We start from the raw sequence: 26,768 nt of genomic DNA on the forward strand, positions 1-26,768 counted from the left end.
GGGGAGGATCGACACTCCCTTCCACTACCAATGTATATCGCACCGGGGGCCTTGCGGCAAGGCCCGGGTAGTGCCGCAAAATGGCTCTTCCGATCCCGCACGACCCACTACGGGATCGGAACAGCCAGCGGAAGTGAGGGCACGTGCCAACCCAGGGATACGAAGAAGAACTGCGGTCCGAGCGGAACTATGTGGAGGGGCTCTACGCTCGCCTCGATGCGGAGCGCGCCCGAGTCAAGGGCAGGTACAACACCGCTCTGCGCGGAAACGGCGAAGCACTCATGGAACGCGACGCCGAGGTGCGCGCGCTCGCCAAAGAGGTGAAGAGGCTGGACGTAGCCGACAACGGCCTGTGCTTCGGCCGGTTGGACTCGCTGTCGGGTGAGACTTCGTACATCGGCCGAATCGGCCTTCTCGATGCGGACAACGACTACGAACCGGTGCTGCTCGATTGGCGGGCGCCGGCATCTCGCCCGTTCTACGTTGCCACCGCTGCAAACCCGGAGAACATGCGTCGACGCCGTCAGTTCCACACACGCAGTCGACACGTGGTCGAATTCACCGACGAGGTACTCGGGCGCCCTGACGGCGCAGAACACGACACCCACAGCGATTCCGCCTTGCTCGCTGCGGTTAACGCACCGCGAGGTGAGGGCATGCGCGACATCGTGGCCACGATCCAGGCCGAGCAGGACGACATCGTCCGACTCGAACACCCCGGGGTTCTGGTGATCGAAGGTGGCCCCGGTACCGGGAAAACCGTCGTCGCCTTGCACCGCGTCGCCTACCTGCTCTACACGCAGCGAGAGCGAATGGAACGTCACGGCGTTCTCGTGGTCGGGCCGAACCCGGCGTTCCTGAACCACATCGGCCGCGTACTGCCCTCGCTGGGCGAGTCCGACGTGGTGTTCATGACCACCGGTGATCTCGTTCCGGGTTTACGCGTCACCGCCGAGGACGCTCCTGAGGCCGCTGGGCTCAAAGGCTCGCTGAAGATCCTGGACGTTCTCGGCGCAGCGATTGCCGATCATCAGCGATTGCCCGAGAACCCGTTGTTGATCGAATTGGCGGACGTCACAGTGCGAATCGACGCCGAAACGGCGGAGTGGGCCCGAGAAGAAGCTCGTTCGAGCGGACTCCCCCACAACGACGCTCGCACTGTGTTCACCGAAATCGTCACCTGGGCACTGACCGAGCGGGCGATAGCGCGGATCGGCAAGGGATGGTTGACACGCAGTGACCGTGAAGCCTGGGAACAAGTGCGCGCAGATCTGACCGCAGAGTTGGCGGAGAATGACGCGTTCGCCGCCGCACTCGACGCACTCTGGCCGATCCTGACACCGAAAGAGCTACTGACACAGCTGTTTACTTCGCCGGAACGCCTACGCAAGGCAGGCGCAGACGAGACACTGTTGCGCCGAGAGGGCGATGCCTGGACGGTGTCCGACGTTCCGCTTCTCGACGAATTGGTGGACATGCTCGGCCGGGACAAGCCCGTCGACCAGAGTGCCGAACGTGAACGCCGCGACGAGGCTGCGTATGCAGCGGGCGTGCTGGACATGATGATCAGTCGTGAAGACTTGATGGACGACGAGGATCATCTCCTCGCCCAGGACATGCTGTACGCCGAGGACCTGGCGGATCGTTTCGTCGAACGCGATACCCGGGAGCTCGCCGAACGCGCTGCTGCTGACCGAGACTGGACGTACAGGCATATCGTGGTCGACGAGGCACAAGAGCTGTCCGAGATGGACTGGCGAGTCCTGATGCGCCGCTGCCCGGACCGGTCTTTCACGGTGGTAGGTGATCTCGCGCAACGACGTTCACCCGCAGGTGCTCGCTCGTGGGCGACGATGATGGAGCCGTACGTCCCCGGCCGCTGGATCTACCGATCCCTGTCGGTGAACTATCGCACCCCCGCCGAGATCATGAGCGTCGCCGCCGCCTTGCTCGCCGAGTTCGCGCCAGACGTCCAGCCACCCGAGTCCGTCCGCGCCTGCGGGGTCCAACCGTGGTCCAAGCGAATCTCCGCCGACGAACTAGCCTCCGCCATCGACGAATTCAATCAGGACGAGGCCGGACGCGAGGGTACGAGCGTCGTCATCGGACCTGCGAGTGTGCCCGGCGCTGTGCCGGTTTCGGAAACGAAGGGCCTCGAGTTCGATGCCGTGCTCGTCGTGGAACCGGAGCGAATCATCGCCGACGGCCCACGCGGTGCGTCTGAACTCTATGTCGCCCTCACCCGCGCGACCCAACGTCTCGGCGTCCTACACGAGGGGCCATTGCCGCACGCATTGACCGGGCTCGTCCGGGTCGGGACGGCCAGATCACCGCAATCGTTCGCGGCGAGCGATCGTGCTGTGTAGGCCTTCGGCAGCAGCGCGCACGTAGGACACCTGGCTCTCGGGGACGAAGCGACTGGTGGGACCGGTGACACTGATGGCCGCGACGGGTTTGTCATTGGTTCCGAATACCGGCGCCGCAACGCATGCGAGACCCGGCGCTGATTCCTCGCGCTCGAACGCAATACCGGTCTCGACCACTCGGTTCAGTTGGGTGTTGAGAATGCCGGGCGCAACAATTGTGTGCGGGGTCCGGCGCGTCATCGGCTCCGACAGCACCTCGCGGCGAAACTCGTTGTCGGAGAATGCCAGGAGCGCCTTGCCGATTGCGGTGCAATACAGCGGTATCCGGCCACCGGTCCGGGACGGCGAGTTGGCTTGCCGGTGTCCGCCGATCTTCGCGACGTATACGACGTCGTGGCCGTCACGGACCCCCAGGTGGACTGTCTCGTGGGTCCGCTCGTACAGGTCCTGGAGGAACGGCATCGCCATCTCCAGGAGGCTACGTTCGAGAGAGGCGAGCATGCCGAGTTCGAAGAGGCCGCCGCTGAGCCGGTAGCCACCGTCGATACGGTCGAGTAGCCGGTTCGCGACCAGTTCGTTGGCCAGGCGGTGCACCGTCGCCTTGTGCAGGCCCGTCCGCTGGACCAGGGTGGCCAGAGGCAACACGTGGTCGTCGGCCCGGAAGGCGCGCAGGATCGTCACCGCCTTGCCGAGCACGGTGTCGAGGTTTGCGCTGCCAGTCACCTCCCCAGCGTATCGCTGAGTGAGACAGTTCCCTGGCGCAATCTCGGTGCCGCGGCGAAAGTAGTGGCCATGAGCCAGCCCACGAATACCAGTACAGCTAGCGAGACCGACATCGCAGCTGCTGCGGACCGCCTCGCAGCCGCCATCGCGAGCGGCACTCCCTGCGCGCCCGTGCGCGATCTGATCGGCGCCGACGACCTCGTCGCCGCCTATGCCGTCCAGCGCCGCGTCGACGAAATCCGTCGGCAGGCGGGGGCCGTGGTCGTAGGCCGCAAGATCGGCCTGACCTCGGTGGCAGTCCAGCAGCAGCTCGGTGTCGACCAGCCCGACCTCGGCGTGCTGTACGCCGACATGGAGTTCCCCGCCGGCGGCGCCATCCCCATGAGCCGTTTGATCCAGCCCAAGGTCGAAGCGGAAGTTGCCTTCGTGCTCGGTGCCGACCTCGTGGACGGACCGCTGGACAGTGCGCAGGTGCGCGGTGCGATCGACTACGCCGTCGCCGCGATCGAGATCTGCGACAGCCGCATCGAGTCGTGGGACATCAAGTTCGGTGACACCGTCGCCGACAATGCGTCCTCGGGCGTGTACGTCCTGGGAACCGAACGACGCACCCTCGACGAGGTGGAACCCGCCGGCGTCGTCATGTCGATGTCCGTCGACGGCACCGAGGTGTCCACCGGCGTCGGAACCGCCTGCCTGGGCGATCCGATCGAAGCCGTCGTCTGGCTCGCCCGCACTGCACGTGAGTTGGGGCAGCCGCTGACCGCAGGGCAGGTGATCCTGTCCGGCGCTCTCGGCCCCATGGCACCGGTCACCGCAGGCAACGTAGTCACCGTGACCGTCTCCGGGCTCGGTTCCGTCACCACCAGTTTCTCCAGCGAAGAGGACAACGCATGAGCAAGGTCAAGGTCGCGATCATCGGATCGGGCAACATCGGCACGGATCTGATGATCAAGGTGCTGCGCAACTCCGACTACCTGGAGATGGGCGCGATGGTCGGTATCGACCCCGCGTCCGACGGCCTCGCTCGCGCCGCGCGTCTGAACGTGCCGATCACGGCAGAAGGCGTCGAAGGCCTTGTCGGTCTGCCGAACTTCGACGAGATCGAGATCGTCTTCGACGCCACCTCGGCAAAGGCTCACGTGGCCAACAACGCGCGGCTGGCTCCCCTCGGCAAGCGCATGATCGACCTGACGCCTGCCGCGATCGGACCGTACGTCGTACCGGCTGTCAACGCGGACGAGCACTTGGACGCACCCAACGTCAACATGGTGACGTGTGGCGGCCAGGCCACCATCCCGATGGTTGCCGCTGTTTCTCGGGTCGTCCCGGTGGCGTATGCGGAGATCGTCGCGTCCATCGCCTCCAAGTCGGCCGGTCCCGGAACGCGCGCCAACATCGACGAGTTCACCGAGACCACGTCCGAGGCGATCGTGGCAGTCGGCGGCGCTCGTCGCGGCAAGGCCATCATCATCCTCAACCCCGCTGAGCCGCCGCTCATCATGCGCGACACGGTCTTCTGCCTCGTCGACGCACCGGACCCGGCTGTTCACGACGAGATCCGTCAGTCGATCGAGAAGATGGTCGGCGACGTGTCCGCGTATGTCCCCGGCTACCGGCTCAAGCAGGAAGTCCAGATCACCGAGATCCCGGCCGACCAGCCCGTCGAGACGTTGCTCGTCGACGGCAATCGCCCCACCCATCAGGTGTCGGTGTTCCTCGAGGTCGAGGGTGCTGCACACTACCTGCCTGCGTACGCCGGCAATCTCGACATCATGACGTCCGCCGGAATGCAGATCGCGGAGCGCATCGCCCAGCAAAAGGAAGCAACCAAGTGAGCAACCGCAAGATCTTCGTCCAGGACGTCACCCTTCGCGACGGCATGCACGCTGTCCGCCACCGCATTTCGCCCACCGACGTCAAGCGGATCGTCACAGCTCTCGACGCTGCCGGCGTCGACGCGATCGAAGTAGCACACGGTGACGGCCTCGCCGGCGGCTCGCTCAACTACGGCCCCGGCTCGAACACCGACTGGGAATGGATCGAAGCAGCGGCCGAGGTACTCGAGCACGCTCGTCTCACCACGCTGCTACTTCCGGGTGTCGGCACGATCAGTGAACTCAAGCATGCCTACGACCTCGGTGTGCGCTCGGTTCGCGTTGCCACGCACTGCACCGAGGCCGACGTCTCCGCGCAGCACATCGAAACCGCCCGCGAGATCGGCATGGACGTCTCGGGCTTCCTGATGATGAGCCACATGGCGCCTGCCGAGGAACTGGCGAAGCAGGCCAAGTTGATGGAATCGTATGGCGCGCACTGCGTCTACGTCACTGACTCGGGTGGACGTCTGGTGATGAACGACGTCGCGGATCGTGTTCGTGCATACCGCGACATCCTCGACGAGGGCACCGAAATCGGTATCCACGCCCATGAGAATCTCTCACTCTCGGTTGCCAATTCTGTTGTGGCCGTGCAGAACGGCGTCACCCGCGTCGATGCTTCGCTTGCCGGTCACGGCGCCGGTGCCGGCAACTGCCCCCTCGAGGCCTTCATCGCCGTCGCCAACATCGAGGAGTGGGAGCACGGCTGCGACCTGTTCGCCCTGCAGGATGCCGCCGACGACATCGTCCGTCCGCTGCAGGACCGGCCGGTCCGCGTCGATCGAGAGACCCTCACACTTGGCTACGCCGGCGTGTACTCGAGCTTCCTGCGCCACGCGGAGGCTGCGTCGGAGCGCTACGGAATCGACGTTCGCACACTGCTGCTCGAAGCTGGACGCCGCCGTCTGGTGGGTGGTCAGGAGGACATGATCGTCGACATCGCGCTCACCCTCGCAGCGCAGGCGACAAAGGAAGCAGTCTGACGCGCTGCCGAGTTCGCTGACACCCGAGTCCCGCTCTCGTCTCCGGACGGGGGCGGGACTTCTCAGTTGGACTGAGAGTTTCCGCCGCGACGCCGCTCAACGCTGAAGCTGTTGTTGCCCAATAACGGCGAGGTGCCGATCTTCGCTACGGTGGATGACATGACCGAACCTGACAGCGACAAGCTGATACACCCGACTGCAACGGCGGGTTGTGCCGGCGTCGACGTTCCGGACAGCCGGGGTCGCACCGGCCTCGACCGAACAGGTCTCGGGCTGCACGGTAATCCGAACGTCGAGGTCGAACGAGTCGAGGTCACCTCAGACGGTTGGCATGTGTTGCGTCGCAGCACCTTCACGTACCGGCGACGGGACGGCACTGTCGAGACACAGCAACGAGAAACCTACGACCGTGGGAACGGCGCGACGATCTTGCTGTACGACCCCGAACGGCGCACCGTCCTGTTGACGAAGCAATTCCGCTTTCCCGCTTACGTCAACGCACACCCCGACGGAATGCTGATCGAGACCGCAGCCGGTTTGCTCGATGCCGACACGCCGGAAGTAGCCATTCGGCGAGAGACGAGCGAAGAGCTCGGCGTCGCGATCGGCGAGGTGCAGCATCTTTTCGATCTGTACATGAGCCCCGGATCCGTCACCGAGAGAGTGCATTTCTACGCCGGCCGATACAGCCCGGCGGACAGAACCGGCAGTGGTGGCGGGGTGCCAGACGAAGGCGAGGACATCGAAGTCCTGGAGTTGCCGTTCGACACGGCACTCGACATGATCTCCGGCGGAGAAATCGTCGACGGTAAGACGGTTATTCTTCTTCAATGGGCGGCCATGTCGGGGGCGCTGACTTCGAAGTCGATTGCCTGAATTTCTATATCCTGTGCCGATGGAACCTGCTGAGTACAGCGACGCGCTGAGGTCTGTCCTCGATACCGTGTCGGCGGTAGTGAGCGATCGACTGGCTGCGATTCACCACGCGGCAACCCCGCGCACCGAAGGGATCGTCATCGATGTCTCGGTCGATCAGGACGGCGAGGGAACATTCGGCGTATGGGCACGATTCGAGGGTCCTGACGCATTCAGCCTGAATCAGCAAATCGGTGACGAGAGAGAGCTATTCGGCGTGATCTGGGGTGAGGAAGGCTGGGAGCCACCGGTTCCCCCTCGTCCGCGAGAGTGGTCACGCACGGAACTCGAGAAAGTTATCGTCGGTGTCGTTGCCGAGTGGATCGGCGCGCTCGTTCCCCCGACTGCATCCGAACTGCACTGGGAAGTAACAACTCCCGACGGAGCGACCGACCCGATACCTGTGGGCCCCGATTTCGGTAGCGGACATTCGCCTCAATGAAGCGCGGAAGCTGTCGGCGAGACGGACGACTTCGAACCACTGTTGTGATCGATGTTGCGATGTCACCGACCGGTCGAACCGTCGATAAGTTCGCGGAGGATGTCAGCGTGCCCGGCATGGCGCCCGGTCTCTTCGATCATGTGCACGAGCGCCCAGCGGACACTGGGAGCGGGTCGTTTCGCCCCCGGTCGCGGGATGGGCGCGGCAAGATCTGTGCATCCGTCGAGAACTGCGTTGGCACGCTCGACCGTCTCGCGATAGCGACTGACGACACCGTCCACGCTGTCTTCCGATGACGGCTGAAACGTCGCTTTCCAATCCGCCACGTTTTCTGCGAGAAACATCGATCGTTCGACAAAGGTCAAGTGAGTGACCAGCCCGAGCAAGGTTGTCCCCGACGGAACAATTGTGGTGCGCACCTGAGGTTCCGGAGCACCCTCGACCTTGGCAGCGATCGAATCACGCAAGTAGTCGAGAAACGCGCGTAGCGTATCGACCTCGCTATTTCCGGACCGGGGTGGTGGGGCATCACGGCGGCTGCGACGCGACGCTGCCATGGTGGTTCTCCTTACTCGGTGAAGAACGACATAGAGGCTTCATTCCTGGGTGGGCAGAACCGATCCTTCCGAATTCACTCCGATCCCGCATCAAATTTTGCCGTTGCGGCAAAGGCAGGCTTCATCGCCGGTATCACCGCGCCGAATGCAGGTCGTGCACAAGTTGGGGCCTCCGCAACTTGCCGACCTCGAAAGGCCACCGCTGCAGCGGGTAGGCGAGACGAGCCACGAAGTAGTTGGCGTACTCGGCGACGCCGAAAGCCCACACCGCCACCACGCCCACGGCCGCGCCGGAGTGATCTGGTAGCCAGATGACAACGCCGAGAAGAGCTATCGCCAACAAGAGAACATCGAGGACCCGAAACACGCGGTAGAGCGCTGCGAGGCGGGCCGGCATCGGCGCCTGCTCGACCCAGCCTCGGGCAAGCAGCCAATAGACACCCGCTTGTACGAGAACCACGAGCAGTGGGGCCAGCGCCGACCACAGCGCCGCGGAGTCGTGCGGACCTTCGAGCCGAGGCATCACGACACTGACAGCCACGGCGGCAAACACTCCCGCGGCGGCCAGTTCGCCAAGACCGAGGCTCAGGTACCTGCGTCGCAAACTCATTCGCCGTTGATCCACCACGTGAGAAACCATATCCGTTGATCACCGCGCAGCGGGTGCGCAGCAGCTTCGAGGCTTTGCCTGAGATCGATCAGGCTCGCAGCCAAAGGAATACGGTTCACCTCGACTTGATTCGGGCGGATCATCCGGCACGTGTTGGCGGATCCGGCGGGAAACCTTTTCTGCCTAGGCAATCCACACTAGGGCTTGTCTGAAAACTAGTCCGAGATCGAGTCCACTGCTCATCCGACAAAGCCTGAAAGTGCGTCACCCGATCAGCAGTACATACATTCGTTCGCATACAGTCGGATGTGTCCCAGCGGCACCCCAGACTGGAATGTCCGCTGCGTCAACATCTGCCGATTGGGGGCTGGACGGATGGAATCGCCTGACTTACTGGGTCTGACGGTCTCACTGACGTCGTCGACGCTTATCCTCGCGTTCGTTGCTGGGCTCATGCCGCGACTCGTCGGTGATGAACCGAATCCCGTTGTCGGCATACGCACGAAGGCGACGATCTCGAGCCCCGAGGCGTGGCAATTGGCCCATCGGATTGCGTGGCCCCTTCTACGCCGGACGGTGTGGACAGCCGTAGTGGGACTGTGCATGCAGGTCGCCATCGGTGTCGTGACAGGTTTCGGATCTGTGGTGTCGGCTGTCGCCTCAACAGTCGTGTTTCTAGCGGTGCTCCTTGTCCTGCTCTGTGCAGCGTTGAAGGGCAACGCCGCGGCAAAATCGTTACGGCGCTGACCACCCGGGCCCGCATTTGTCAGAGGTGCCCTAGTTCTCCGATTTCAGTTCCCGATACGCGGTCGTTCGCGCCGGCGTGGTCCACGGTCCCGCATCTCGAGGATCGCGGCTGCCGTGGACGCGACCGTCTTGTCGTCGTCGCGTGTCAGCCGGGCGAGCGCTTCCCGGGCCGCCGCGCCGGGAATCTCAGCGAGTGCCTGCGTGATTCGCAACCTCGTCGGGGCGTCGTCAGTGCCGTCGAGCCCTGCCTGCACGGCATCGACGACCTCACCGCTTGTCGGTGAGTGCTCCGCGAGAAGACCGAGCACCTCTCCGGCCTCGACGTCGCGTCGCCCGTCGGCGACCATCTCGAGGAGAGCGGGCATCGAGACGGCCTCTCCGCGAGATCCGAGGGTGAGAGCGGCATCAGCGCGGACTATCGCGTCCGAATCATCGAGAGCTCGCTTCAGCGCCCGAGTTGCTTCCTCGGTGTGGATCCCGGAGATGGCCGACGTCGCGCGGCGTCGAACCTCGACGTCCTCCGATTCGAGGCCCTTCGTGAGACCTGCAAGGCCCGCACCTTCGGTCCTCGCCAACGCCCACTGCAACGCTCCGGCCACGTTGGCATCCTTCTCCGACAGGATGGCCTCGACGAGTGCGTCGACGGGCAACGCCGCATTCAGCTCCTGCGACAGGATCGCTTGCTGACGGTGGGCAGCGAACTCGGATTCGAGTGCACGCAACAGCGAGACCATGCGCAGGACGTCATCCCACTCCGAAGGGGCGGATGCGTCGACCCTTTCGAGTTTGGTCAGCAATTCCTCCTCCGCCGCGATCCGTTGCCGAGTGTGTTGCATGAGTTCACCCACCAAATCGGCCGGCGCGAAGTCGGGTTCGTCCAGTGCACGCTTGGCCTCGTTCAACGAGAGCCCCAACGTCCTCAAGCTCTCGACGTGGAAGAGTCGACGGATGTCGTCGGCGGAGTACTCCCGGTAACCGCCGGACGTGCGGCCCGTCGGCTTCACCAGTCCCAAGGTGTCGTAGTGACGCAGCATCCGTGTGCTGACACCACAACGCCGCGAGACCTCGCCGATCAACATCCGTCTCCCCTTCCTACGCGTCCGGGCCGATTGCCGCGACGCGCTTCGCCAACTCGTGTGAGAGTGCGAACCCACCGTCGGGGTCGTGCCAGAGTTGCTTTGTAGCATCAGCATGCGCCCGGACACGCGGATTCGGGTTCATTCCGGCCGCGTCGAGCACCGGGAGTACAGCCTCGCCGAGCCCGGTCAGAGCACGGCTCAGACTGAGCTGCATCTGCAGTTCGCCCCGCCCGAGTTCGGTCGCCAGATCCGCTGCGAGTGCACCCTCGACTCCTGCCGGCACGAGTGCCACTGCGGCGCGCCACGCACTGCGCGCGACCTCGTCGTCCTGGTCGTGCACCAGCGCAGAGACCTCGGGCCACGCGATCGGATCGCCGATCTTGGACAAGGTGTGGAGCGCCTGACTGCGGGCTTGCGAACCATCGGACCCGAGCTCACGGATCAGCCTCGGCACCGTAATTTCGGCCGGCAAGCGGCACAATGCCCAGGTCAGCATGTCGCGGACGAAGAAGTCCGGCTCGACGGCGCACCGATCGATCAGGGCATCCGTCAGCTCAGGGTCCGGGCGCGTGCCGACAGCGAGCGCGGCGCGCAGCCGAACCGAGGGATCAGCCGCGGCCAATGCGTCGACGAGGTGAGCATTCTGCCCACCATGGTTGGTTGTGTTCACGACAACCACCTCCTTCGTCGACCATTGGAGTCCTTGTCACTGTGTCAAGGTCAAGCGTCGCTGTCTCCGACACGGGAAATATCGCCTCGGATCACACGCCGGTTGTCGATCCTGGCCGAAAGATCATCAGCACGACGACAACGACCCAGAGCAGATTGAAGATCCCCGTCGCTGTGCCCAGTCGACGGGTGAGCCGCGTTGCGACATCCACAACGGACCCGGTTCCTTCGATCGCCGCCATTGTCAGCCGTTGGGCGGAAAGCACGACCGCGGTGAGTATCACGGCGGCAACGACGGTGAGTGCGATCGAGGTGAGGATCCACAGGTCACCGAGCACTCCGAGATTGACGGCGGTGGCGACACCGAGCATCGGAACGACAACGCCGATCGTGGCATACACCCGAACGATGCGATGCAGCATGCCCGTCGTCGCAACACTGGCGCTGTCCGGATCGGCGAGCGCGGCGCGGCTCGCCACCGGGAACATACTCGCCGCCACAGCGACGGGGCCGATGGCAAGAATGGCCGCAATCACGTGGAGGGACAGCAGGATTCCGGTCATGGGATTTCTCGCGTTTCGGTACGCACAAGCGTATTCACGCAGCGTCCGGGGCGAAGGTGATTACAGGCTCGGCGCCCTTGGCCGACCACACCGTTCCACGACGCTCGTAGTCGAAGAGCGCTTCGACCTCGAGACTTATCCGGGGCCCGAGGCATCGTTCCAACAGGTACAGGCCAAGGTCGAGACCGGATGTCACACCGCCGGCGGTGATCAGGTCACCGTCGTCGACGATTCGCGCCTGGATCGGAATAACGCCGCCGGCCGCCAGTGCGTCCACGGCAAGATGGTGTGTCACGGCGCGGCGCCCTTCGAGAAGCCCCGCCATCGCCAGCGCCAAAGATCCTCCACAGACGGTCGCAACAAGAACACCAGGATCGTCGAGTGCACGCCGCATCATGACAGGCAGTTCGGTTTCCGTTGTGGCCGCGAGTCTTTCCGGCAAACTGGTGCCCGGCTGGTCCGCATCGGGTTCGAAGAGACCCGATGCTCCGGGAACGATAATCAGATCCGCGTGTTCGACATCGAGGGTTGCAGTGGCGGTCATAGCGAGTTCACCACTTCCACTCAGGACGGTCCGAGGCCCCTCCGCGCTGACGAGTTCGACACTCAACGCCCCACCGCTGGCGAGACCCCCGGCGTAGAGCACCTCGTACGGACCCACGACATCCATGGGATCGAATCCGTCGAACAACACGATCTGCGCGTGCACTGCAACCTCCGATTTTGTGCGACGCGCTCCTGTGCGCTTCGCTGTTCCTACGACAGTAGGAGGAAGTTGACCCCTGCGGCGACGGCTGAAAGCCAACCTTCGACGGCTTTCAGCCAACCTCACATATTCTGTGAAATACCAGTTGAGAGGATATTTCACGACACGAGATCACAGAATCTCGCGCCACATACGCTACGTTTCAGACATGCATGACGTTGCAGTTCTCGCGTTGCCCGGAGTGGTGCCGATGGACCTGGCAGCACCCCTCGAAGTCTTCGGACGATGCAGGCTTCCCTCAGGCGCACCGGCCTACCGGACCGCCGTGTGCGCGCTCACCGAGGAGGTGGAGACCGGAACGTTCACGATGCGCGTACCGCACGGACTGTCACGTCTCGCCCAGGCCAGCACGATCATCATCCCGGGCACCGCCGATCTCGATGTGCCGGTCGACGCCGAGATCATCGACGCCCTCAGATCAGCCGCGGATCGCGGCACACGCATCGCATCACTGTGCGTCGGCGCATTCACGCTCGCCGACACCGGCTTGCTCGACGGACTTCGCGCGACGACGCACTGGGCGGCCGCCGCAGAGTTGGCGCGTCGGCACCCGGCTGTCGACGTCGACGCCGCCGTTCTCTACGTAGACAACGGGCACGTCCTGACTTCCGCCGGCGCCGCGGCCGCACTCGACCTGTGTCTGTACATGGTCCGTCAGGACTACGGGTCCGCGGTCGCCGCCGACACGGCGCGGCTGAGTGTGATGCCGCTCGAACGTGCCGGAGGGCAAGCACAATTCATCGTTCACGAGCCTCCCGTACCCAGCGGGACAACCCTCAGGCCGCTACTGAACTGGATGGAAGAGAACCTCGGGGAGCAACTCGACATCACGACAATCGCGGCCAAGGCAACGATGAGCACTCGCACGCTCAACCGCCGATTCCAGGAACAAATCGGTACGACGCCGTTGCAGTGGCTCCATCACGCGCGGCTCCGCCAAGCGCAATTTCTGCTCGAGACTACCGACCACTCGATCGAACGTGTTGCGGGACAAGTCGGATTCAATGCCGTCACGACATTCCGCGAACGCTTCCGAGACCTGGTCGGTACCAGTCCACAGCGATACCGGACGCAGTTTCGAACTTCCCGCTAGCGGGCCGGGTCAGCCCTTGACGTTGCCGGCAGCGGTGTTCAGAACTGTGGCGACGTCGTCGAGGATGTACGGGATGGTCAGGACCGTCAGTCCGCCGAACGCGAAGTTCTTGTCGACGCTGAAGTCCTTGGTGGATGCCGTACGCCCATCGACGATCACCGGCTGAGCTGCCACCAGTGGCTCGGCGAGGAACGCGTTCAGAGAGTCCTTGTCGTAGGCCACCACGAACAGCACGTCAGACGCAATCAGCGGCGCCTGCTCGGTGCTCAGCTCGAAGTACACGGCCTCCGGATCCTTGGCGGGATCGGCCTGCTGGATCGTCGGCTCGTTCTTCAGACCCAGCTGCTCGAGGAACTCGACACGCACGTCGGCGTTCTTACTCACCGCGAACGTGCTCGGGCTGTTCGGGAGTGCGATGGTGACGGTCTTACCTTGCAACGCAGGGTTCTTCGCAGCCGTCGCGCTGATCGCGGCGTTGGTCTTGTCGATGAGCGTGCCGGCCTCGGCCTGTTTACCCAGCGCCTGACCGGCGATGGTCACCTGGTCCTGCCACGACGCGGTCCACGGCTCGTCCGGGAAGGAAACCACCGGCGCGATCTTCGACAGTGCGTCGAATTCCTGCTGAGTGAGCCCGGAGTACGGGGCGAAGATGAGATCTGGTTCAGCCTTGGCGAACTGCTCGACAGGTGCTTCGCCCGTTCCGTCACCCGACAACAAGGTGGGCTGCTCGCCACGGAGCTTGTCGAGTGCCTCGGCGTCCCACTTCAGAATGCCCTGCGCGTCGGCCCCGTACTGAGGTCCGGAAAACGTGGGCATCGCGACCGGGACGACCCCGAGCGCCAGAAGGGCATCCTGGTTGGACCAACCCCAGGTAGCAACCCGCTTGGGCTCGTCCTTGATCTCGGCCGTGCCGAGAGCCGACGTGATCGTCACCGGGAACGCGGCGTCGACTGCGGATGAAGTCCGGGTGCTGTCTTTGTCGTCGGTGCTGTCTTTGTCGCCGTTGCTGCTGCAGGCCGCCATTCCGGCCGCCAGCCCGCACGCCGCCACGACGGCTACCATCCGGCGGACACGGCTGCCACCACTTCGTCGCTCTGACAGCCCTCGTCCCAAAATTCTCGCCACGCCAGGACCTCCCGGTCGATCGACCTGCTCAGACACCCCGAGCGGGTGACGGCGCCTAACGTAGCACGAAGGTAACCCTATCCTTAGTTGTCGTGCGCTCTACTTTGCCCTCTGTCGTCGCACCATCTCCGCGATCCAGATGGGCGCAAACGGCGAGGTGCAGTTCGGTGGAGTCGGGTAATCCTCGAGCACCCGCAGTCGCTCACCGATCTCGATTGCCCGGGCGCGGTACTCAGCATGTTCGATCCCGATCTGAGCCAGGCAGTGATTCATCGCCCATTGCAGGCGGTCAGGAGCATCCTTCATCTCCGCCTCGATGACGTCGAGTAGCCCTGAAAGGTCAAGTCCCTCGGGCTTCTTCGCGACACGTTCGGTGGTCAGAGCCCACCCGGCGCTAGCGACCACAGGATCAGGGTCAGCGGTCCAGGCCACCCGCAACTCCTCGGCATGCGGGTTCTTCTTCACCACGTAATTGACGAGCCAGTCCTGCACCTTCGGAGTGCGGGCCTCTCGCAACATGACATCCAACTCGTCACGCTCGAACACCTTCGGGCGGCAGATCAAAAGGGCCAACAATCGCGCCGCGGTATCGCCCGTCGCCCAAAGCTGTTGTGCGAGTTCCTGCTGAGTCTTCAATCGCTTCGCAACAGCGCGCAGTTTTGTGAGGTTCACACCGTGATCGTCACCGTGCTTCTCGTTCACCGCACGCGCCTTCGGATCTTCGAGAGCAGCCAACTCGTCCATCACCGCGGCAACCGTCGTTTCGGCCACTTCGTCCTCCAGTCACTACTTCTGCGATTCCCCTACAAGCAAAGCACGGGAAGGCGGGCGACCTACGTTTGAAACCTCGGCCAATGGGTACATGACTGCTCCTGAGGTGGCGGCACGCCACCATGAAGACAGGACGAACCTTGCATATGCGACGCGCCGCGGGTGCTGAGAACGTGGACGAAACCGCAGGCGGAGATGAAGACGGCGGTAAGAACATTCTCACTCGGGCTATAACCGGCCCACTCCTTTTCGTGTTCATCCTCGGAGACGTTCTGGGTGCCGGCATCTACGCGTTGGTGGGCGTCATCGCCGGTGAAGTTGGTGGAGCCGTCTGGGTACCACTGCTCGTAGCGCTCGTCATGGCATTGCTGACAGCAACGTCGTATGCCGAACTGGTCACCAAATATCCGCGAGCGGGCGGCGCAGCCGTCTTCGCCCAACGGGCGTATCGGAAACCACTGATCTCGTTCCTTGTCGGCTTCTCGATGCTGGCGGCCGGCGTAACCAGTGCGGCGGGACTCGCCCTCGCATTCTCGGGCGACTATCTCAAAGCCTTCATCGACGTCCCAACCGTTCCAGCGGCGCTCGTCTTCCTGCTCCTGGTGGGACTTCTCAATGCCAGAGGCATCAAGGAGTCGATGCGCGCCAACGTCGTCATGACAGTCGTGGAGGTCACCGGGCTCGTCCTCGTTGTCGTCCTCGCTTGCATAGTTCTCGGGCGCGGCGACGGAACCCTGAGCCGCGTCGTGGAGTTCGACGACAGCCGATCGCCTGCACTCGCGGTGCTGGCTGCGGCACTCCTCGCGTACTACTCTTTTGTCGGCTTCGAAACGTCCGCGAACGTCGCCGAAGAAGTGAAGAACGTGAGCAAGGTCTACCCACGCGCACTGTTCGGAGCATTACTGACAGCCGGCGCCGCCTATGTCCTTGTCGGCCTGGCTGTCTCGGTGGTCCTGCCCGCCGACGAACTTGCCGCATCCTCCGGGCCACTGCTGGAAGTTGTGTCAGCTGCCGACGTCGGCGTTCCGCCTCGCCTGTTCAGCCTGATCGCGTTGGTCGCCGTCGCCAACGGCGCACTGCTGACAATGATCATGGCGAGCAGGCTGACATACGGGATGGCATCGGAAGGCTTGCTCCCGAGCGTCTTCGCTCGGGTACTGCCGCAGCGACGGACCCCCTGGGTGGCGATTATCGCGACCACAGCAGTTGCCATGGCTCTCTGCGTCACCGGATCGCTGTCAGCCCTGGCGGAGACGGTGGTACTCCTGCTGCTTTTCGTATTCATCAGCACCAACATCGCCGTCCTGGTTCTGCGCCGTGACGCAGTGCAACACAAACACTTCCGAACGCCGATCATCTTCCCGATCCTCGCTCTCGGTACGTGCGTTGCGTTGCTCACCCAGCAGAGCGCTGCGACGTGGTTACGCGCATCATTACTCTTGGCCGTCGGAGTAGTGCTGTACGCCCTCTCCCACCGCCGATCCACGAAGTGAGGTGCGATGTACAGGAGCCGGTGTGATGACCGACAGTTCTGACGCGTCAGATGTAATTCAGCGTCGAGAGCGAAAGATCAACAGGCGAACCCTGACGTACGGCGTGTCAGTCGTTCTGGCTACCGCGGTTTTGGTTATCGCGATCGTGTGGTTGGGCTCCCGGCGGGGCGAATGCTTCGGTACCGACACCTTGCTGTGCTCACAGAAGGATCGCCGACTGGCGGTCTTCGTCCCGAGCCTGATGTTGCTGCTCGGGACCGTGGGCGCGTTCTTGCGAGCCTCCCTGCGATTGCACCGCCTGCGGCGCCTCTACATCCGGCCGTACATGGCGTGGGCCTTGGCGGGCCTCACCCTGACGTATCTGACCGGAGCTTACTTCTTGATCGGGGTCTAGATTCTCTGAATACGTCTGTTCAGCAACCAGATTGAGTCGACAGCCGCAAATCAGAATCGCGGATCGTCGATCGCAGTGAGGACTACTTCCCGCACTGACGTCGAAGACGACAAACTCGAGATCGAGCGCACCGTATCCACAACGTCATGTACCGGGACCAGAGATCCCTCTCCCCTGGCGGCAGCGACGTCTCGGGGCACGTCGAGTCCGTCTTCTGTATTGAGATATCCGAGATGAAGGACAGTCACTGCGAGTCTGTCCTTCCGGTAGCCCTCTCTCAACGCGTCGGCAATGCCGTTGATCGCGAACTTCGATGCACCGAACGCAACCTCCGGCCTACCGCTTCGCGGGAGTCCCGAGGTGGACCCGGTCAAGATGATCCGAGGTCGAGGACGGCCGATCATTCTCGGGATCAGGCGCTTGAGCAGGAGAATTGTGGCCGTGATGTTGGCGTTGATCATTTCGAGCATTTCGACATCGGATTGATCTGTGAACGCATAATCGGAAGTGAAGGCATCCCCTTCCCAAATTCCGACGTTGCAGATCAGGGTATCTACACCACCGACAAGCTCCTGATCGATCGAATTCGCTGCCGTAACAGGATCGGTCAGGTCGGCTTCGATCCACTCGGAGACGTCGAACCCGTCAGGACGCCGACGCGATATGCCGAGAACTTCGTCGCCATCGCTCCTCAGACCCTCGATCAAAGCACGACCGAGACCTCGGCTCGCACCGACAACAACCGCCCTCGCCACAATTACACCCTTCGTCGTCGCTCGAACCGATCCTATCGATCCAGCCGTCGCCGGTAGTTTCGTCGAGAAGCGAGAGACTCAGATTCGCACCGTAGTGCAGCTGGACAACTACGGGCTCGCCAATATTTCAGCCAGGGCACTGGCGAACTCGCGTGCTTGGTCAGAGGTGATGGTGGAGGCGGTCACACGAAGTGCCCGGTGGCACTGACCCGGCGTCGCCGAGAACTGACTTCCGTCCCGCACGAGCCAGCCAGACTCGGCGAGTCGCTCGACAATCGGTTCGGAATCCCGATCCAGCGGAACCCAGACATTGAGTCCGTCGAAAGTGTCAGGAACCTCGATATCATGTTCTGACAGTGCAGATTTCAGAAGGGTTCGACGGCGCTCGTAGACAGCGCGAGCATTGGCGAGGCCGTCGATCACCGTCGGATCACTCAGCAGTTCAGCACTCAAGCGCTGCTGCAGGTGACTGACCCAGTTGGCGCCCGACCGGAGATGAGTGCTCAGCCGAATGCCGGTGTCGAGGTCCGAGGCGACCACTGCCACGCGCAGGTCGGGCCCGAGAAATTTCGACACGGAACGAACAAGCGCCCACCGCGTCGTGCTCATCGGAGCGAGCCGACAGTACCGATTGCTGGACACGGCAGAGAAGTGATCGTCCTCGATTACCAGAACGTGAGGGAACTCGGCCAGGATGCTTCCGAGAATCGCCGCTCGGTCGGCGCTCATGCTGACCCCGGTGGGGTTGTGCGCACGAGGGGTGCAAATAATCGCGCGCACACCACTTTCGAGAGCACGCAGCAGCCCTTGCGGGGTAATACCCGAAGTGTCGATGTCCATCGGTACCGCTCGGAAGCTGTTGGCTTTGAGCGTTCCGATGCTCGCCAGGAAGCACGGATCCTCGATCGCGACGGCGTCACCTCGGGTCAAATGAGCGGTCAACAGTCGCTCGACCGCGTCAACGGCACCGTTGGTGATGGTGATCGAGCACGGCCTTGGAACCTCGTCCTCGATCGAGGAACGTGCCCAGGAATCGAGTAGAGGCTCGGTGGCTGCGGCGCCGTACAACCGGGGCGTGTAAGTGGTCCGGTCCAACGAGGCTCTGAGATCAGGCAGCAATGCCGGATCAGGATTTCCGCTGGCGAGATCCACGCTGCCAGGAAGAGCGATACCGCCTTCTCCTTCCAGGAACGGTATGGCTCGCACGAAGCTGCCGCGCCGGCCCTGTGTCTCCACAACTCCCGCCGCCACGAGCAAGCGATAGGCTCCGGCAACTGTGTTCCGGTGAACCTCGAGATCGTCGGCCAAGGCCCGTATGGGCGGCAACGCATCCCCTGGAGCCAGTACCCCAGCACTGATGAGATTGCGGATGCCCTCGGAAATCTCGCCCGCTGTCCCGCGGACGACATAGAGCCTCACCTGGTCCGCCACAGTGCTGGTCACAGGCTCACTCTATTAGCACATGACAAAACCTCCACGCTGTGACACATTGTCACATGACAAAAAATCTGTGAGGAGACACATGATTCTGCCCGGACAATTCCGCCTCTCCGACGACGCGGTCGCCGACTCTCTCCACGCCGGTGGATTCGGACACCTGGTCACACCGGGCCCCGAGACCCTCGAAGTCACGTCGATGCCACTGCTGTACAACGCCGAAGGAAACGTGTTGGAGGGGCATCTCGCCCGGACGAATCCGCATTGGCGATACACCGGGACATCGGAGTCTCTGGTGATCCTCCCCGGCGCCGACGCCTACGTGAGCCCCGAGTTCTACCCGAGCAAGAGCGTCCACGGGAAGGTCGTCCCGACGTGGAACTACGAAGTTCTCTACGTCTACGGCCAACTGGTTGCGCACGACGACGAGCAGTGGCTGCGTGCGCACGTCACCGCACTGACAGCTCGACATGAATCCGGCCGTGAGAACGAATGGAAGGTCACCGACGCGCCGCCGCAGTTCGTCGATGCGCAGCTGCGAGGGATTGTGGGGATCGAACTGCACGTGGCCCGTGTCTACGGAAAAGCGAAGTTGAATCAAAACCGTTCCCCCGCTGATCGCTCCGGCGTCATCCGGGGTCTGGAGAAGGGCTCATTCTCCGAACGAGAGACCGCCGCAGCGATGGTCGCCGCGGGCCTCGACAACGGTTGACCGTTACGCCGTCGTCGTACGCCTTGTCTAGTCGCACATTCAGGTGAGCGGTTTTCCACCCGTCACGCCGATGACTTCCCCAGTGGTGTAACTGGATTCGCCAGAGGCGAGAAATACATAGGCGGGAGCAAGCTCGGCCGGCTGACCTGCCCGCCCGAGCGGAACGTCGTCCCCGAACGTCTCGAACTTCTCCTTGGGCATCGTAGCCGGAATCAGTGGCGTCCAAATCGGTCCAGGTGCAACGGCATTGACCCTGATTCCCTTTCGTGCGACATCGGCGGCCAGTCCCTTGGTGAAGTCGATGATGCCCGCCTTTGTCGTGGCGTAATCGAGCAGCTCGGGCGACGGGGACGCACCTTGGATGGACGAGGTATTCACGATCGTCGATCCGGGCTCCATCTGCGCGATCGCTGCTTTGGAGAGCCAAAATAGTGCGTAGAGGTTGGTTTTCATCACACGGTCGAATTGTTCGGTGGTGATATCGGCGATGCCGCCCATCTGCACCATCTGAAACGCGGCGTTGTTCACCAAGATGTCGAGTCCGCCGAGTTCACGCACCGCGGTTTCGACCAAAGCAGAACAGTGTTCCTCGCTTCGGAGATCTCCCGGCACCGAGACGGCTTTGCGACCTGCCTCCTCGACCCAGCGAGCGGTTTCCCGAGCGTCCTGTTCTTCCTCGTCGAGATAACTCAGGACAACGTCCGCGCCTTCTCTGGCAAATGCAATCGCGACCGCACGTCCGATGCCCGAATCCGCTCCGGTGACAATCGCACGCCTTCCTTCGAGTCGACCGCTTCCTCGATAGGTGTTTTCACCGTGGTCGGGAGGAGAAATCATGTCTGCGGTGAGACCGGGATGTGCGATCTCCGCCTGCCGCTCACGCACAGGAGCGGGGAACCGCGTGGTCGGGTCCTGCATTGCGTACTGGTCCGGCATATCGATACTCCTCAGGTGACGCAGTTTCTCGTGGGCTTCTGGATGGATGCACTGCACATGCCTCCTTCCCGCCGAATAGAAATCGAAACCTCGGGGTGGCCGGGATCTCACTCGTCCTGGCGCCGACGATCTCGGTGCGTCGACCCCACTTGTTCGTTGTGGTTACTACGCGGTAGGTCGGGGTAGCCCGCGTAGCGGCGGTGGCTCCGCGACCCGCGGAGCACTCGTCGAGCAGAAGCTGAACATCACGTAAAGCACGCACCGACGAAGGGACGACCCCGATATGAGCAACTCCGAAACCACGTCCGCCTTGATCACCCAGTTACGCATCCTCCTCGGTCTGACGCACACCGAGATCCAGGTCGCCGAAACGCGCGTCGCACAGGCCAGAACCGAGGCTGTTCGACGCGAATTGACGGAAAACGCAGAGAACGGCCGTGAAAGGGCGAGTTCCATAGAGTCCACTGTTCGCGATCTGGGGGGCGTGCCGGAATTGGTCGGTCCGTTCATCGGACGCGCGACAGCCGGAGTGAAAGCGATGGTCGAACAGGCTCAGCCCTTCGACGAAGCGGTATTGGGAGACCTTGCGCTCGAACATCAACTCCTCGACCGCTCCCGCTACCTCAAGGCCCTGGCCACTGCCGGCGGCGATCAGACCGTCGCGGCGTTGGCCGACCGCCTCATCGCTGCACACTCCGCGACCGTGGACTGGCTCACGACTGTCTTGGCCGAAGAGGCACTCGGTGGACCGGCAGCTTTGCGCCGCACACCGATGCAAGCTGCCACCGGCGCGGCGATACGGCTGGTCAACGTTCCGGTCTCCTGGTCCACCCGCAGTCTCGACCGTGCCATCGACGCTGTTCGCACCTCACCGCCGGTACTGGGTGAGCTGATCAGCTGGGGCGCATATGCCGGTGACGTGACTGTGAAAACACTCTCGGCCAGTAGGGATGCGGCCATCGCCACGGCTGAGAAGGTCACTCGCCGAGAAGGTGCTGACGGTGCCGCCGACGTTTTCCGTTCGGTACGGAAGTCGAGTGGGCTACTCGACCCCACTGAACTTCCCATCGAAGACTTCGACGAACTCAACGTCACCCAAGCCGTCTCCGCCGTGAAGGAACTGACCGACGCCGCACAGGTGCGGGACATCGTTGCGTACGAGGAAGCGCACAAGAACCGACACGGCGTCGTATCCGCTGCCCAGGCAAGACTCGCAACGATCGCCCAGGAAGTCGTCGGAATCAACTAGAGCGTTCAATCGACATATCGAGAGTCCGACTCTCGGAACCGCGAGCACTGGACCTCGTGAAAGCGGGATTCGCGGCCAGGGGCACCCGAGACCGTCAAGAAGATGACAGCGGCTCTCGAAGCCCTCTGATCAGTTCGACGCGCGCGGAATCGAGAATTTCCTCGGAGAGCGGGGAACCCTTGGTAGCTCGCGAAAGAACCAGTGCACCGAGCATGGTGGAGAGCCGGAGGAGACCGACAGCTTCGTCGTCGGCAAGAGCTGCGGCAAAATCCCCCACTCCCTCCGTGTAAACCCGACGGGCCTCGCTGTCTGCAGGCTCGCGCGCCATGTCGGCGGCGAGCGCAGCAGCGGGGCATCCGTCTGCCGGGTTGTCGCGATGCGCCACCGAGAGATAGGTATCGATCAAAGCTTTTCGGGCGGAGTCACGTTGCCCTGCATGCTCTTCGAGTTCCGCAGAATGCAGCTGAGCCAGTTCCTTGAAGGCGTGGGTGGTCGCTTCGTCGATGAGAGCGTCCTTGGACGCGAACTGCTTGTAGAAGCCACCGTGGGTCAGCCCCGACGCCTTCATCAGGTCGGCGACGCTGAGGTGAGTGCCCTTCTCTCGGAACAGTCGGGCTGCGGTTTCCACGACGCGCCGACGGTTCTCTTCCGCTTGTTGCTGCGATACGCGGCCCATCACAACGCCTTCCAGTTTGGATTTCACTTGACATCTATCCTAGCCGACACTTAGATTTGATTCATAATCTAAACGTCACGAGCAATCACAACACTGGGAGAATCATGGACCTGAACAAGACGGTTGCGGTCGTCACAGGAGCCAATCGCGGGCTCGGACGCCATCTGGCTGCGGGACTCGTCGAGCGCGGCGCAAAGGTGTACGCGGCTGCGCGCAATCCGGAAACTGTCGATCTACCCGGCGTCATCCCCCTGAGGTTGGACGTGACGGACGCCGAATCGATAACCGCCGCCGCGCAAATCGCATCGGATGTGACCTTGCTGGTCAACAACGCAGGTATCTCTACCTCGGCGCCCTTGATCGGGGGCGACATCGATGACATTCGACGAGAGATGGACGTCAACTTCTACGGCCCGCTCGCCGTGACCCGGGCGTTTGCTCCTGTCATCGAAAACAACGACGGCGGAACAATACTCAATGTTCTGTCGGTGCTGTCCTGGTTCCATCCAGCCGCGCTCGGGTCTTACGCGTCGTCGAAAGCAGCGGCCTGGGCGATGACCGACGCCGTTCGAGAAGAACTTGCGCCGCGCAAAATCTCCGTATCGGCACTGCATGTCGCATACATGGATACCGACATGGCCGCTGGCGTACCCGCCGAACAGAAGATCGATCCTGCCGATGTCGCCGCGCAAGCACTGGACGGTATCGAAAGCGGGCTCGCCGAGATCCTCGCTGACGACACCACCCGGTACGTCAAGGGGAGTCTGTCCTCGTCGAACTCCGAGTAAGCAAGGGACTGCAGACTAGTGACGCTTACCCCACCGTTTTGAGGCTGGCCAATCTGCTCAGGATCGGTGCCCGCCAAGCTGCGAGGTCTTCCGGACCGTTCTCTTCCCACAACTCGTACAACTCCGAAGTGTCGCTGTCGGAAACTGCACGCTCGAGTGCGGCGAGGACCCAACTCTTCTGCTCCGGGCTCAAGGTGCTGACGTACCCGGCGGCGCCAATTCCATCCAGCTGCACAGGCTTCGGCGCAACGCCGTGCGCAACCGCAAGAATCTCGGCGACGGCGATTGCTGTTTGAGCATCATCGGCATCGAGATAACCGCCATCGGGGTGGCTAGCGTAATCGTCGATGTCGTAGTCACCCGCCTGTACTGCGCTGAGCAGGTCGCCCGCTACGTCGTTGTCGAAAGGTCCTGAACCCCAAGTCCCCATGCTGTCTCTCCGATCCGTACCCGGCGCATCTGTCGTAAAGATATTAGTGAATCACAGGCTTCGGCCAGGACCCTCGGGCTGGAAGTACTGCGTTCGCCGGAAATCGACATCAGCGCAACGGCACGCGAAGGATGCGGTCATCACCGGGGTTGGGGTCGCCACGACCGTCGGTGTTGTTCGTCAGTATCCACAGCGACCCGTCCGGTGCGACTACAACGTCACGGAGGCGCCCGTATACGTCGACGAACTGCTCATCGGCGGTCGCGGGGTCAGCCAACGGCACAATGCGGAGTCGCTCACCACGAAGGTTGGCAATGTAGATCGAGCCGTCGTGGATGGCGATTCCGCTGGGGCTGGCATCATCCGGTGACCATTGTTGGAGCGGGTCGATGAATCCGTCTTCACCCGTAATCCCTTCGACCTCGGGCCACCCGTAGTTGCCACCGGCTTCGATCCGGTTGAGTTCGTCCCAGGTGTCCTGCCCGAACTCGCTGGCGTACATCGTGCCGTCCTCGGTCCAGGCAATGCCCTGGGAGTTGCGGTGGCCGTAGCTGTAGACAAACGAGTTCGGAAACGGATTATCTTGCGGCACATCACCATCCGGAGTCATGCGCAGAATTTTCCCGGACATCGAGTCGAGGTCCTGAGCTCTGTCTCGACTACCGGCATCACCGACGGTCACGTACAGCATCCCGTCCGGGCCGAACGCGATGCGACCACCGTTGTGGTAGTTGGCCGAAGCGAGCCCGTCGAGCATCGTCTCGGCCGGCCCGAGCGCGAATTCCCCCGGAGCACCGATGATGTCGAAGCGTTCGATCCGGTTCTCCCCGTTCGCGGTGAAGTACGCGTACAGGCGGTTTTCACGTACTGCGATCCCTAGTAAACCGCCCTCACCTCTTGGGCTGACGCCGTCGACCACTCCCACCTCGCGGCTGTTTCCGCCGGCGTCGAGTTCGAGGATTCGCGCGCTGTCGCGCTCACTGACTAGTGGTGTATCGCCGTGGAATGCGATCGACCAGGGCGCGTCCAAGCCGTCGGCGACGGTCTCGGGTTCACCGAAGGCCGCGGCGGGCGCCGATCGTGTTGTCGTGCTTGCCTGTGGACCGGGCCCCTCAGCGTCCTCGGTACTGCAAGCAGTCATCAAGGCCGAGACAAGCACGGCGGCGCCGAGCCCCCGGATCTGTCGTCGTGTCATGGGCGCGCCTCCCGGGTTCAGGCAGTCTTTGCGCCGACGGTAGCGCGCAATCGGTCACACCGGGAGTCCCTTCGAGTACCCCCAACGACCGGGACTCCCTCGCAGGCGACGGGCGTGATGCCCTGGACGGGTGCGCCACGACATGCGCGTCGTCAACAGAAAGAGAACTGACCACCTCATGATTTCCGCCCCGACCGTCGAAGAAACCGGCCGCCTGCCGCTCGTGATCTACGTGCTGGCCGTCGGAGTTTTCTTGATGGGTACAACCGAATTCGTCGTCGCCGGCATTCTTCCCGAGATCGCGGGTGACCTCGGTACGTCGATCGCGAACGTCGGCCTGATGATCACCGTCTTCGCGATCGGAATGATTGTCGGCACGCCGGCGATGGCGATCTTGACACTCAGGGTTCCTCGACGCGTGACCTTGAGCTCGGCGCTGGTTGTTTTCGCGATCGGACACGTCATCGTTGCGCTCTCGTCCAACTTCGGACTCATTCTCGGCGCCCGCTTCCTCACAGCCGTGGCGACGGGCGCATTCTGGGCAGTCGCTGCAGTGGTCGGAGCAAAAGCGGCCGGCCCGGCGTCTTCCTCGCGCGCGCTCGGCATCGTCTTGGGTGGAGGCATGCTCGCGAACGTCATCGGTGTTCCGCTCGGCGCTCTGGCCGGTCAGAGCATCGGGTGGCGTGGTCCTTTCTGGGCCCTCGCCGCCCTCGCACTCGTTGCCGCGGCCGTCGTCCACCGATTGGTACCCGCCGACACCGACTCCGGTGCGGTGCCGTCCTGGCGAGCGGAGATCGCGAGCCTACGGGACGGACGCATCTGGCTCGTTCTGTCCGGTTGCGCCGTCGTGTGCGGGTCGTCGCTGGCGGCGTACAGCTTCATCTCTCCGCTGTTGACCGAGAACACGGGACTTGCTGCGTCGGCAGTGCCGCTAGTGCTTGTCGGCTACGGACTCGGTGCGTTCGTCGGCTCCAATCTCGGCGGTCGACTCGGTGCGAAGCATCAGTACGGGGTCTTGTTCGTCTCGGCAGCGATGACGTTTCTCGTACTCGGGGCGCTCTGCCTCTTCTCGCACAACGTGATCGTGACGGTGATTCTCGTAGTCATGCTGGGACTGTTCGGCATGTCGACCAATCCCATCCTGATCGGGATGGCTGTGCGTTATGCCGATCAGGCGCCGACGATGGCTTCTGCTCTCAGCACCTCGTCGTTCAATCTGGGCACGGCGGTCGGCTCCTGGATCGCCGGGTTTGCGTTCGCCTCGAGTCTCGGTGCCACTGGGCCGGTGTTGGTAGGCACCGGCGTTGCCGCTCTCTACTTTCTGCCGCTGATGATCCTGTTGCGCAAGGAACGCACGAAGCGCACCACCGTCGAAGTCGTCAACTGACGACCCGATCAACCGTCGCGCAGTTCG

29 protein-coding genes are annotated in these 26,768 nt (G+C 63.0%); 14 read left to right on the top strand and 15 right to left on the bottom strand.

The genetic code is table 11. The features are described 5' to 3' along the window. The first annotated feature begins 143 nt into the window (after positions 1–143). Complete coding sequence (gene helR, locus AC1Q6C_RS08460; protein ID WP_492651203.1) at positions 144–2,366, top strand: RNA polymerase recycling motor ATPase HelR; 2,223 nt, start codon at positions 144–146, stop codon at positions 2,364–2,366. On the opposite strand, the gene AC1Q6C_RS08465 is transcribed toward helR, so the two are convergent. Next, the gene (locus AC1Q6C_RS08465; protein WP_003942865.1) at positions 2,328–3,089 is read right to left on the bottom strand and encodes an IclR family transcriptional regulator; all 762 of its coding nucleotides are present in this window, start codon (positions 3,087–3,089) and stop codon (positions 2,328–2,330) included. The two genes, helR and AC1Q6C_RS08465, sit on opposite strands and share 39 nt — an antisense overlap. Before the next feature lie 69 nt (positions 3,090–3,158). Here AC1Q6C_RS08465 and AC1Q6C_RS08470 point away from each other — a divergent pair, with 69 nt between their 5' ends. From AC1Q6C_RS08470 to AC1Q6C_RS08490, 5 genes are all read left to right on the top strand, one after another. Then, complete coding sequence (locus AC1Q6C_RS08470; protein ID WP_007735684.1) at positions 3,159–3,986, top strand: 2-keto-4-pentenoate hydratase; 828 nt, start codon at positions 3,159–3,161, stop codon at positions 3,984–3,986. Beyond that, on the top strand, positions 3,983–4,927 hold the full coding sequence (locus AC1Q6C_RS08475; RefSeq protein ID WP_003943168.1) for an acetaldehyde dehydrogenase (acetylating): 945 nt from the start codon (positions 3,983–3,985) through the stop codon (positions 4,925–4,927). Before AC1Q6C_RS08470 ends, AC1Q6C_RS08475 begins: the two co-directional genes overlap by 4 nt. Further along, the gene (dmpG, locus tag AC1Q6C_RS08480; RefSeq protein ID WP_020909650.1) at positions 4,924–5,952 is read left to right on the top strand and encodes a 4-hydroxy-2-oxovalerate aldolase; all 1,029 of its coding nucleotides are present in this window, start codon (positions 4,924–4,926) and stop codon (positions 5,950–5,952) included. The genes AC1Q6C_RS08475 and dmpG overlap by 4 nt, the downstream gene beginning before the upstream one ends. A gap of 159 nt (positions 5,953–6,111) precedes the next feature. Then, positions 6,112–6,828, top strand: a complete 717-nt coding sequence (locus AC1Q6C_RS08485; RefSeq protein ID WP_315873406.1) for an NUDIX domain-containing protein — start codon at positions 6,112–6,114, stop codon at positions 6,826–6,828. Positions 6,829–6,847: 19 nt separating this feature from the next. Next, entirely contained in the window at positions 6,848–7,309 is a 462-nt protein-coding gene (locus AC1Q6C_RS08490) for a DUF6389 family protein (protein ID WP_492666520.1), read from the top strand. Between the two features lie 62 nt (positions 7,310–7,371). Here AC1Q6C_RS08490 and AC1Q6C_RS08495 read toward each other — a convergent pair whose 3' ends face one another. Together AC1Q6C_RS08495 and AC1Q6C_RS08500 are read right to left on the bottom strand one after the other, a co-directional pair. Continuing rightward, the gene (locus AC1Q6C_RS08495; RefSeq protein ID WP_064113542.1) at positions 7,372–7,866 is read right to left on the bottom strand and encodes a DinB family protein; all 495 of its coding nucleotides are present in this window, start codon (positions 7,864–7,866) and stop codon (positions 7,372–7,374) included. A 133-nt stretch (positions 7,867–7,999) separates the two neighbouring features. Beyond that, positions 8,000–8,476 carry a hypothetical protein gene (locus AC1Q6C_RS08500; protein ID WP_081377509.1) on the bottom strand — a complete coding sequence of 159 codons (477 nt, stop codon included), beginning with the start codon at positions 8,474–8,476 and terminating at the stop codon, positions 8,000–8,002. Between the two features lie 375 nt (positions 8,477–8,851). Between AC1Q6C_RS08500 and AC1Q6C_RS08505 the strand changes: the two genes are divergently transcribed. Continuing rightward, entirely contained in the window at positions 8,852–9,223 is a 372-nt protein-coding gene (locus AC1Q6C_RS08505; RefSeq protein WP_064443539.1) for an SdpI family protein, read from the top strand. Positions 9,224–9,267: 44 nt separating this feature from the next. On the opposite strand, the gene AC1Q6C_RS08510 is transcribed toward AC1Q6C_RS08505, so the two are convergent. The 4 genes from AC1Q6C_RS08510 to AC1Q6C_RS08525 all read right to left on the bottom strand — a co-directional run bounded on the left by AC1Q6C_RS08510 (position 9,268) and on the right by AC1Q6C_RS08525 (position 12,243). After that, positions 9,268–10,302 carry a HEAT repeat domain-containing protein gene (locus tag AC1Q6C_RS08510; protein ID WP_042922925.1) on the bottom strand — a complete coding sequence of 345 codons (1,035 nt, stop codon included), beginning with the start codon at positions 10,300–10,302 and terminating at the stop codon, positions 9,268–9,270. Positions 10,303–10,315: 13 nt separating this feature from the next. Then, complete coding sequence (locus tag AC1Q6C_RS08515; RefSeq protein WP_179090777.1) at positions 10,316–10,981, bottom strand: HEAT repeat domain-containing protein; 666 nt, start codon at positions 10,979–10,981, stop codon at positions 10,316–10,318. Positions 10,982–11,063: 82 nt separating this feature from the next. Beyond that, positions 11,064–11,534 carry a DUF2269 family protein gene (locus AC1Q6C_RS08520; protein WP_492666521.1) on the bottom strand — a complete coding sequence of 157 codons (471 nt, stop codon included), beginning with the start codon at positions 11,532–11,534 and terminating at the stop codon, positions 11,064–11,066. 34 nt (positions 11,535–11,568) lie between these two features. After that, a complete protein-coding gene (locus AC1Q6C_RS08525; protein ID WP_007735669.1) occupies positions 11,569–12,243 on the bottom strand; it encodes a DJ-1/PfpI family protein in 675 nt (224 codons plus the stop codon). Between the two features lie 205 nt (positions 12,244–12,448). Between AC1Q6C_RS08525 and AC1Q6C_RS08530 the strand changes: the two genes are divergently transcribed. Next, a complete protein-coding gene (locus tag AC1Q6C_RS08530) occupies positions 12,449–13,393 on the top strand; it encodes a GlxA family transcriptional regulator (RefSeq protein ID WP_492666522.1) in 945 nt (314 codons plus the stop codon). Between the two features lie 9 nt (positions 13,394–13,402). On the opposite strand, the gene AC1Q6C_RS08535 is transcribed toward AC1Q6C_RS08530, so the two are convergent. Together AC1Q6C_RS08535 and AC1Q6C_RS08540 are read right to left on the bottom strand one after the other, a co-directional pair. After that, positions 13,403–14,518, bottom strand: a complete 1,116-nt coding sequence (locus AC1Q6C_RS08535) for an ABC transporter substrate-binding protein (protein WP_492666523.1) — start codon at positions 14,516–14,518, stop codon at positions 13,403–13,405. A 99-nt stretch (positions 14,519–14,617) separates the two neighbouring features. Then, the gene (locus AC1Q6C_RS08540; RefSeq protein WP_492666524.1) at positions 14,618–15,289 is read right to left on the bottom strand and encodes a DNA alkylation repair protein; all 672 of its coding nucleotides are present in this window, start codon (positions 15,287–15,289) and stop codon (positions 14,618–14,620) included. 146 nt (positions 15,290–15,435) lie between these two features. On the opposite strand from AC1Q6C_RS08540, the gene AC1Q6C_RS08545 reads away from it, so the two are divergent. After that, complete coding sequence (locus AC1Q6C_RS08545; protein WP_042922927.1) at positions 15,436–16,782, top strand: APC family permease; 1,347 nt, start codon at positions 15,436–15,438, stop codon at positions 16,780–16,782. Positions 16,783–16,807: 25 nt separating this feature from the next. Further along, positions 16,808–17,176, top strand: coding sequence for a hypothetical protein (locus AC1Q6C_RS08550; RefSeq protein ID WP_007735659.1), 369 nt, complete (start codon positions 16,808–16,810; stop codon positions 17,174–17,176). A 50-nt stretch (positions 17,177–17,226) separates the two neighbouring features. On the opposite strand, the gene AC1Q6C_RS08555 is transcribed toward AC1Q6C_RS08550, so the two are convergent. Beyond that, positions 17,227–17,931 carry an SDR family NAD(P)-dependent oxidoreductase gene (locus AC1Q6C_RS08555; protein ID WP_042448150.1) on the bottom strand — a complete coding sequence of 235 codons (705 nt, stop codon included), beginning with the start codon at positions 17,929–17,931 and terminating at the stop codon, positions 17,227–17,229. 108 nt (positions 17,932–18,039) lie between these two features. Beyond that, positions 18,040–19,374 carry an aminotransferase class I/II-fold pyridoxal phosphate-dependent enzyme gene (locus AC1Q6C_RS08560; protein WP_223257969.1) on the bottom strand — a complete coding sequence of 445 codons (1,335 nt, stop codon included), beginning with the start codon at positions 19,372–19,374 and terminating at the stop codon, positions 18,040–18,042. A 79-nt stretch (positions 19,375–19,453) separates the two neighbouring features. Between AC1Q6C_RS08560 and AC1Q6C_RS08565 the strand changes: the two genes are divergently transcribed. Then, on the top strand, positions 19,454–20,080 hold the full coding sequence (locus AC1Q6C_RS08565) for an FMN-binding negative transcriptional regulator (protein ID WP_030537447.1): 627 nt from the start codon (positions 19,454–19,456) through the stop codon (positions 20,078–20,080). A gap of 39 nt (positions 20,081–20,119) precedes the next feature. Here the strand turns inward: AC1Q6C_RS08565 and AC1Q6C_RS08570 are convergent, their stop codons facing one another. Beyond that, entirely contained in the window at positions 20,120–21,016 is an 897-nt protein-coding gene (locus AC1Q6C_RS08570; protein ID WP_007735622.1) for an SDR family oxidoreductase, read from the bottom strand. 283 nt (positions 21,017–21,299) lie between these two features. On the opposite strand from AC1Q6C_RS08570, the gene AC1Q6C_RS08575 reads away from it, so the two are divergent. Continuing rightward, positions 21,300–22,265 carry a DUF8129 domain-containing protein gene (locus AC1Q6C_RS08575; RefSeq protein ID WP_492666525.1) on the top strand — a complete coding sequence of 322 codons (966 nt, stop codon included), beginning with the start codon at positions 21,300–21,302 and terminating at the stop codon, positions 22,263–22,265. Positions 22,266–22,359: 94 nt separating this feature from the next. On the opposite strand, the gene AC1Q6C_RS08580 is transcribed toward AC1Q6C_RS08575, so the two are convergent. Next, entirely contained in the window at positions 22,360–22,968 is a 609-nt protein-coding gene (locus AC1Q6C_RS08580) for a TetR/AcrR family transcriptional regulator (protein ID WP_211097547.1), read from the bottom strand. Between the two features lie 77 nt (positions 22,969–23,045). On the opposite strand from AC1Q6C_RS08580, the gene AC1Q6C_RS08585 reads away from it, so the two are divergent. Beyond that, positions 23,046–23,729, top strand: coding sequence for an SDR family oxidoreductase (locus tag AC1Q6C_RS08585; protein ID WP_007735616.1), 684 nt, complete (start codon positions 23,046–23,048; stop codon positions 23,727–23,729). A gap of 25 nt (positions 23,730–23,754) precedes the next feature. On the opposite strand, the gene AC1Q6C_RS08590 is transcribed toward AC1Q6C_RS08585, so the two are convergent. Both AC1Q6C_RS08590 and AC1Q6C_RS08595 read right to left on the bottom strand, forming a co-directional pair. Continuing rightward, entirely contained in the window at positions 23,755–24,159 is a 405-nt protein-coding gene (locus AC1Q6C_RS08590; RefSeq protein WP_492666526.1) for a DUF4259 domain-containing protein, read from the bottom strand. Between the two features lie 109 nt (positions 24,160–24,268). Further along, a complete protein-coding gene (locus tag AC1Q6C_RS08595; RefSeq protein ID WP_492666527.1) occupies positions 24,269–25,354 on the bottom strand; it encodes a PQQ-dependent sugar dehydrogenase in 1,086 nt (361 codons plus the stop codon). A gap of 178 nt (positions 25,355–25,532) precedes the next feature. Here AC1Q6C_RS08595 and AC1Q6C_RS08600 point away from each other — a divergent pair, with 178 nt between their 5' ends. Further along, the gene (locus AC1Q6C_RS08600) at positions 25,533–26,741 is read left to right on the top strand and encodes an MFS transporter (RefSeq protein ID WP_064443531.1); all 1,209 of its coding nucleotides are present in this window, start codon (positions 25,533–25,535) and stop codon (positions 26,739–26,741) included. Positions 26,742–26,768: the final 27 nt, after the last annotated feature.

The organism is Rhodococcus sp. MT28 (assembly GCF_058792695.1).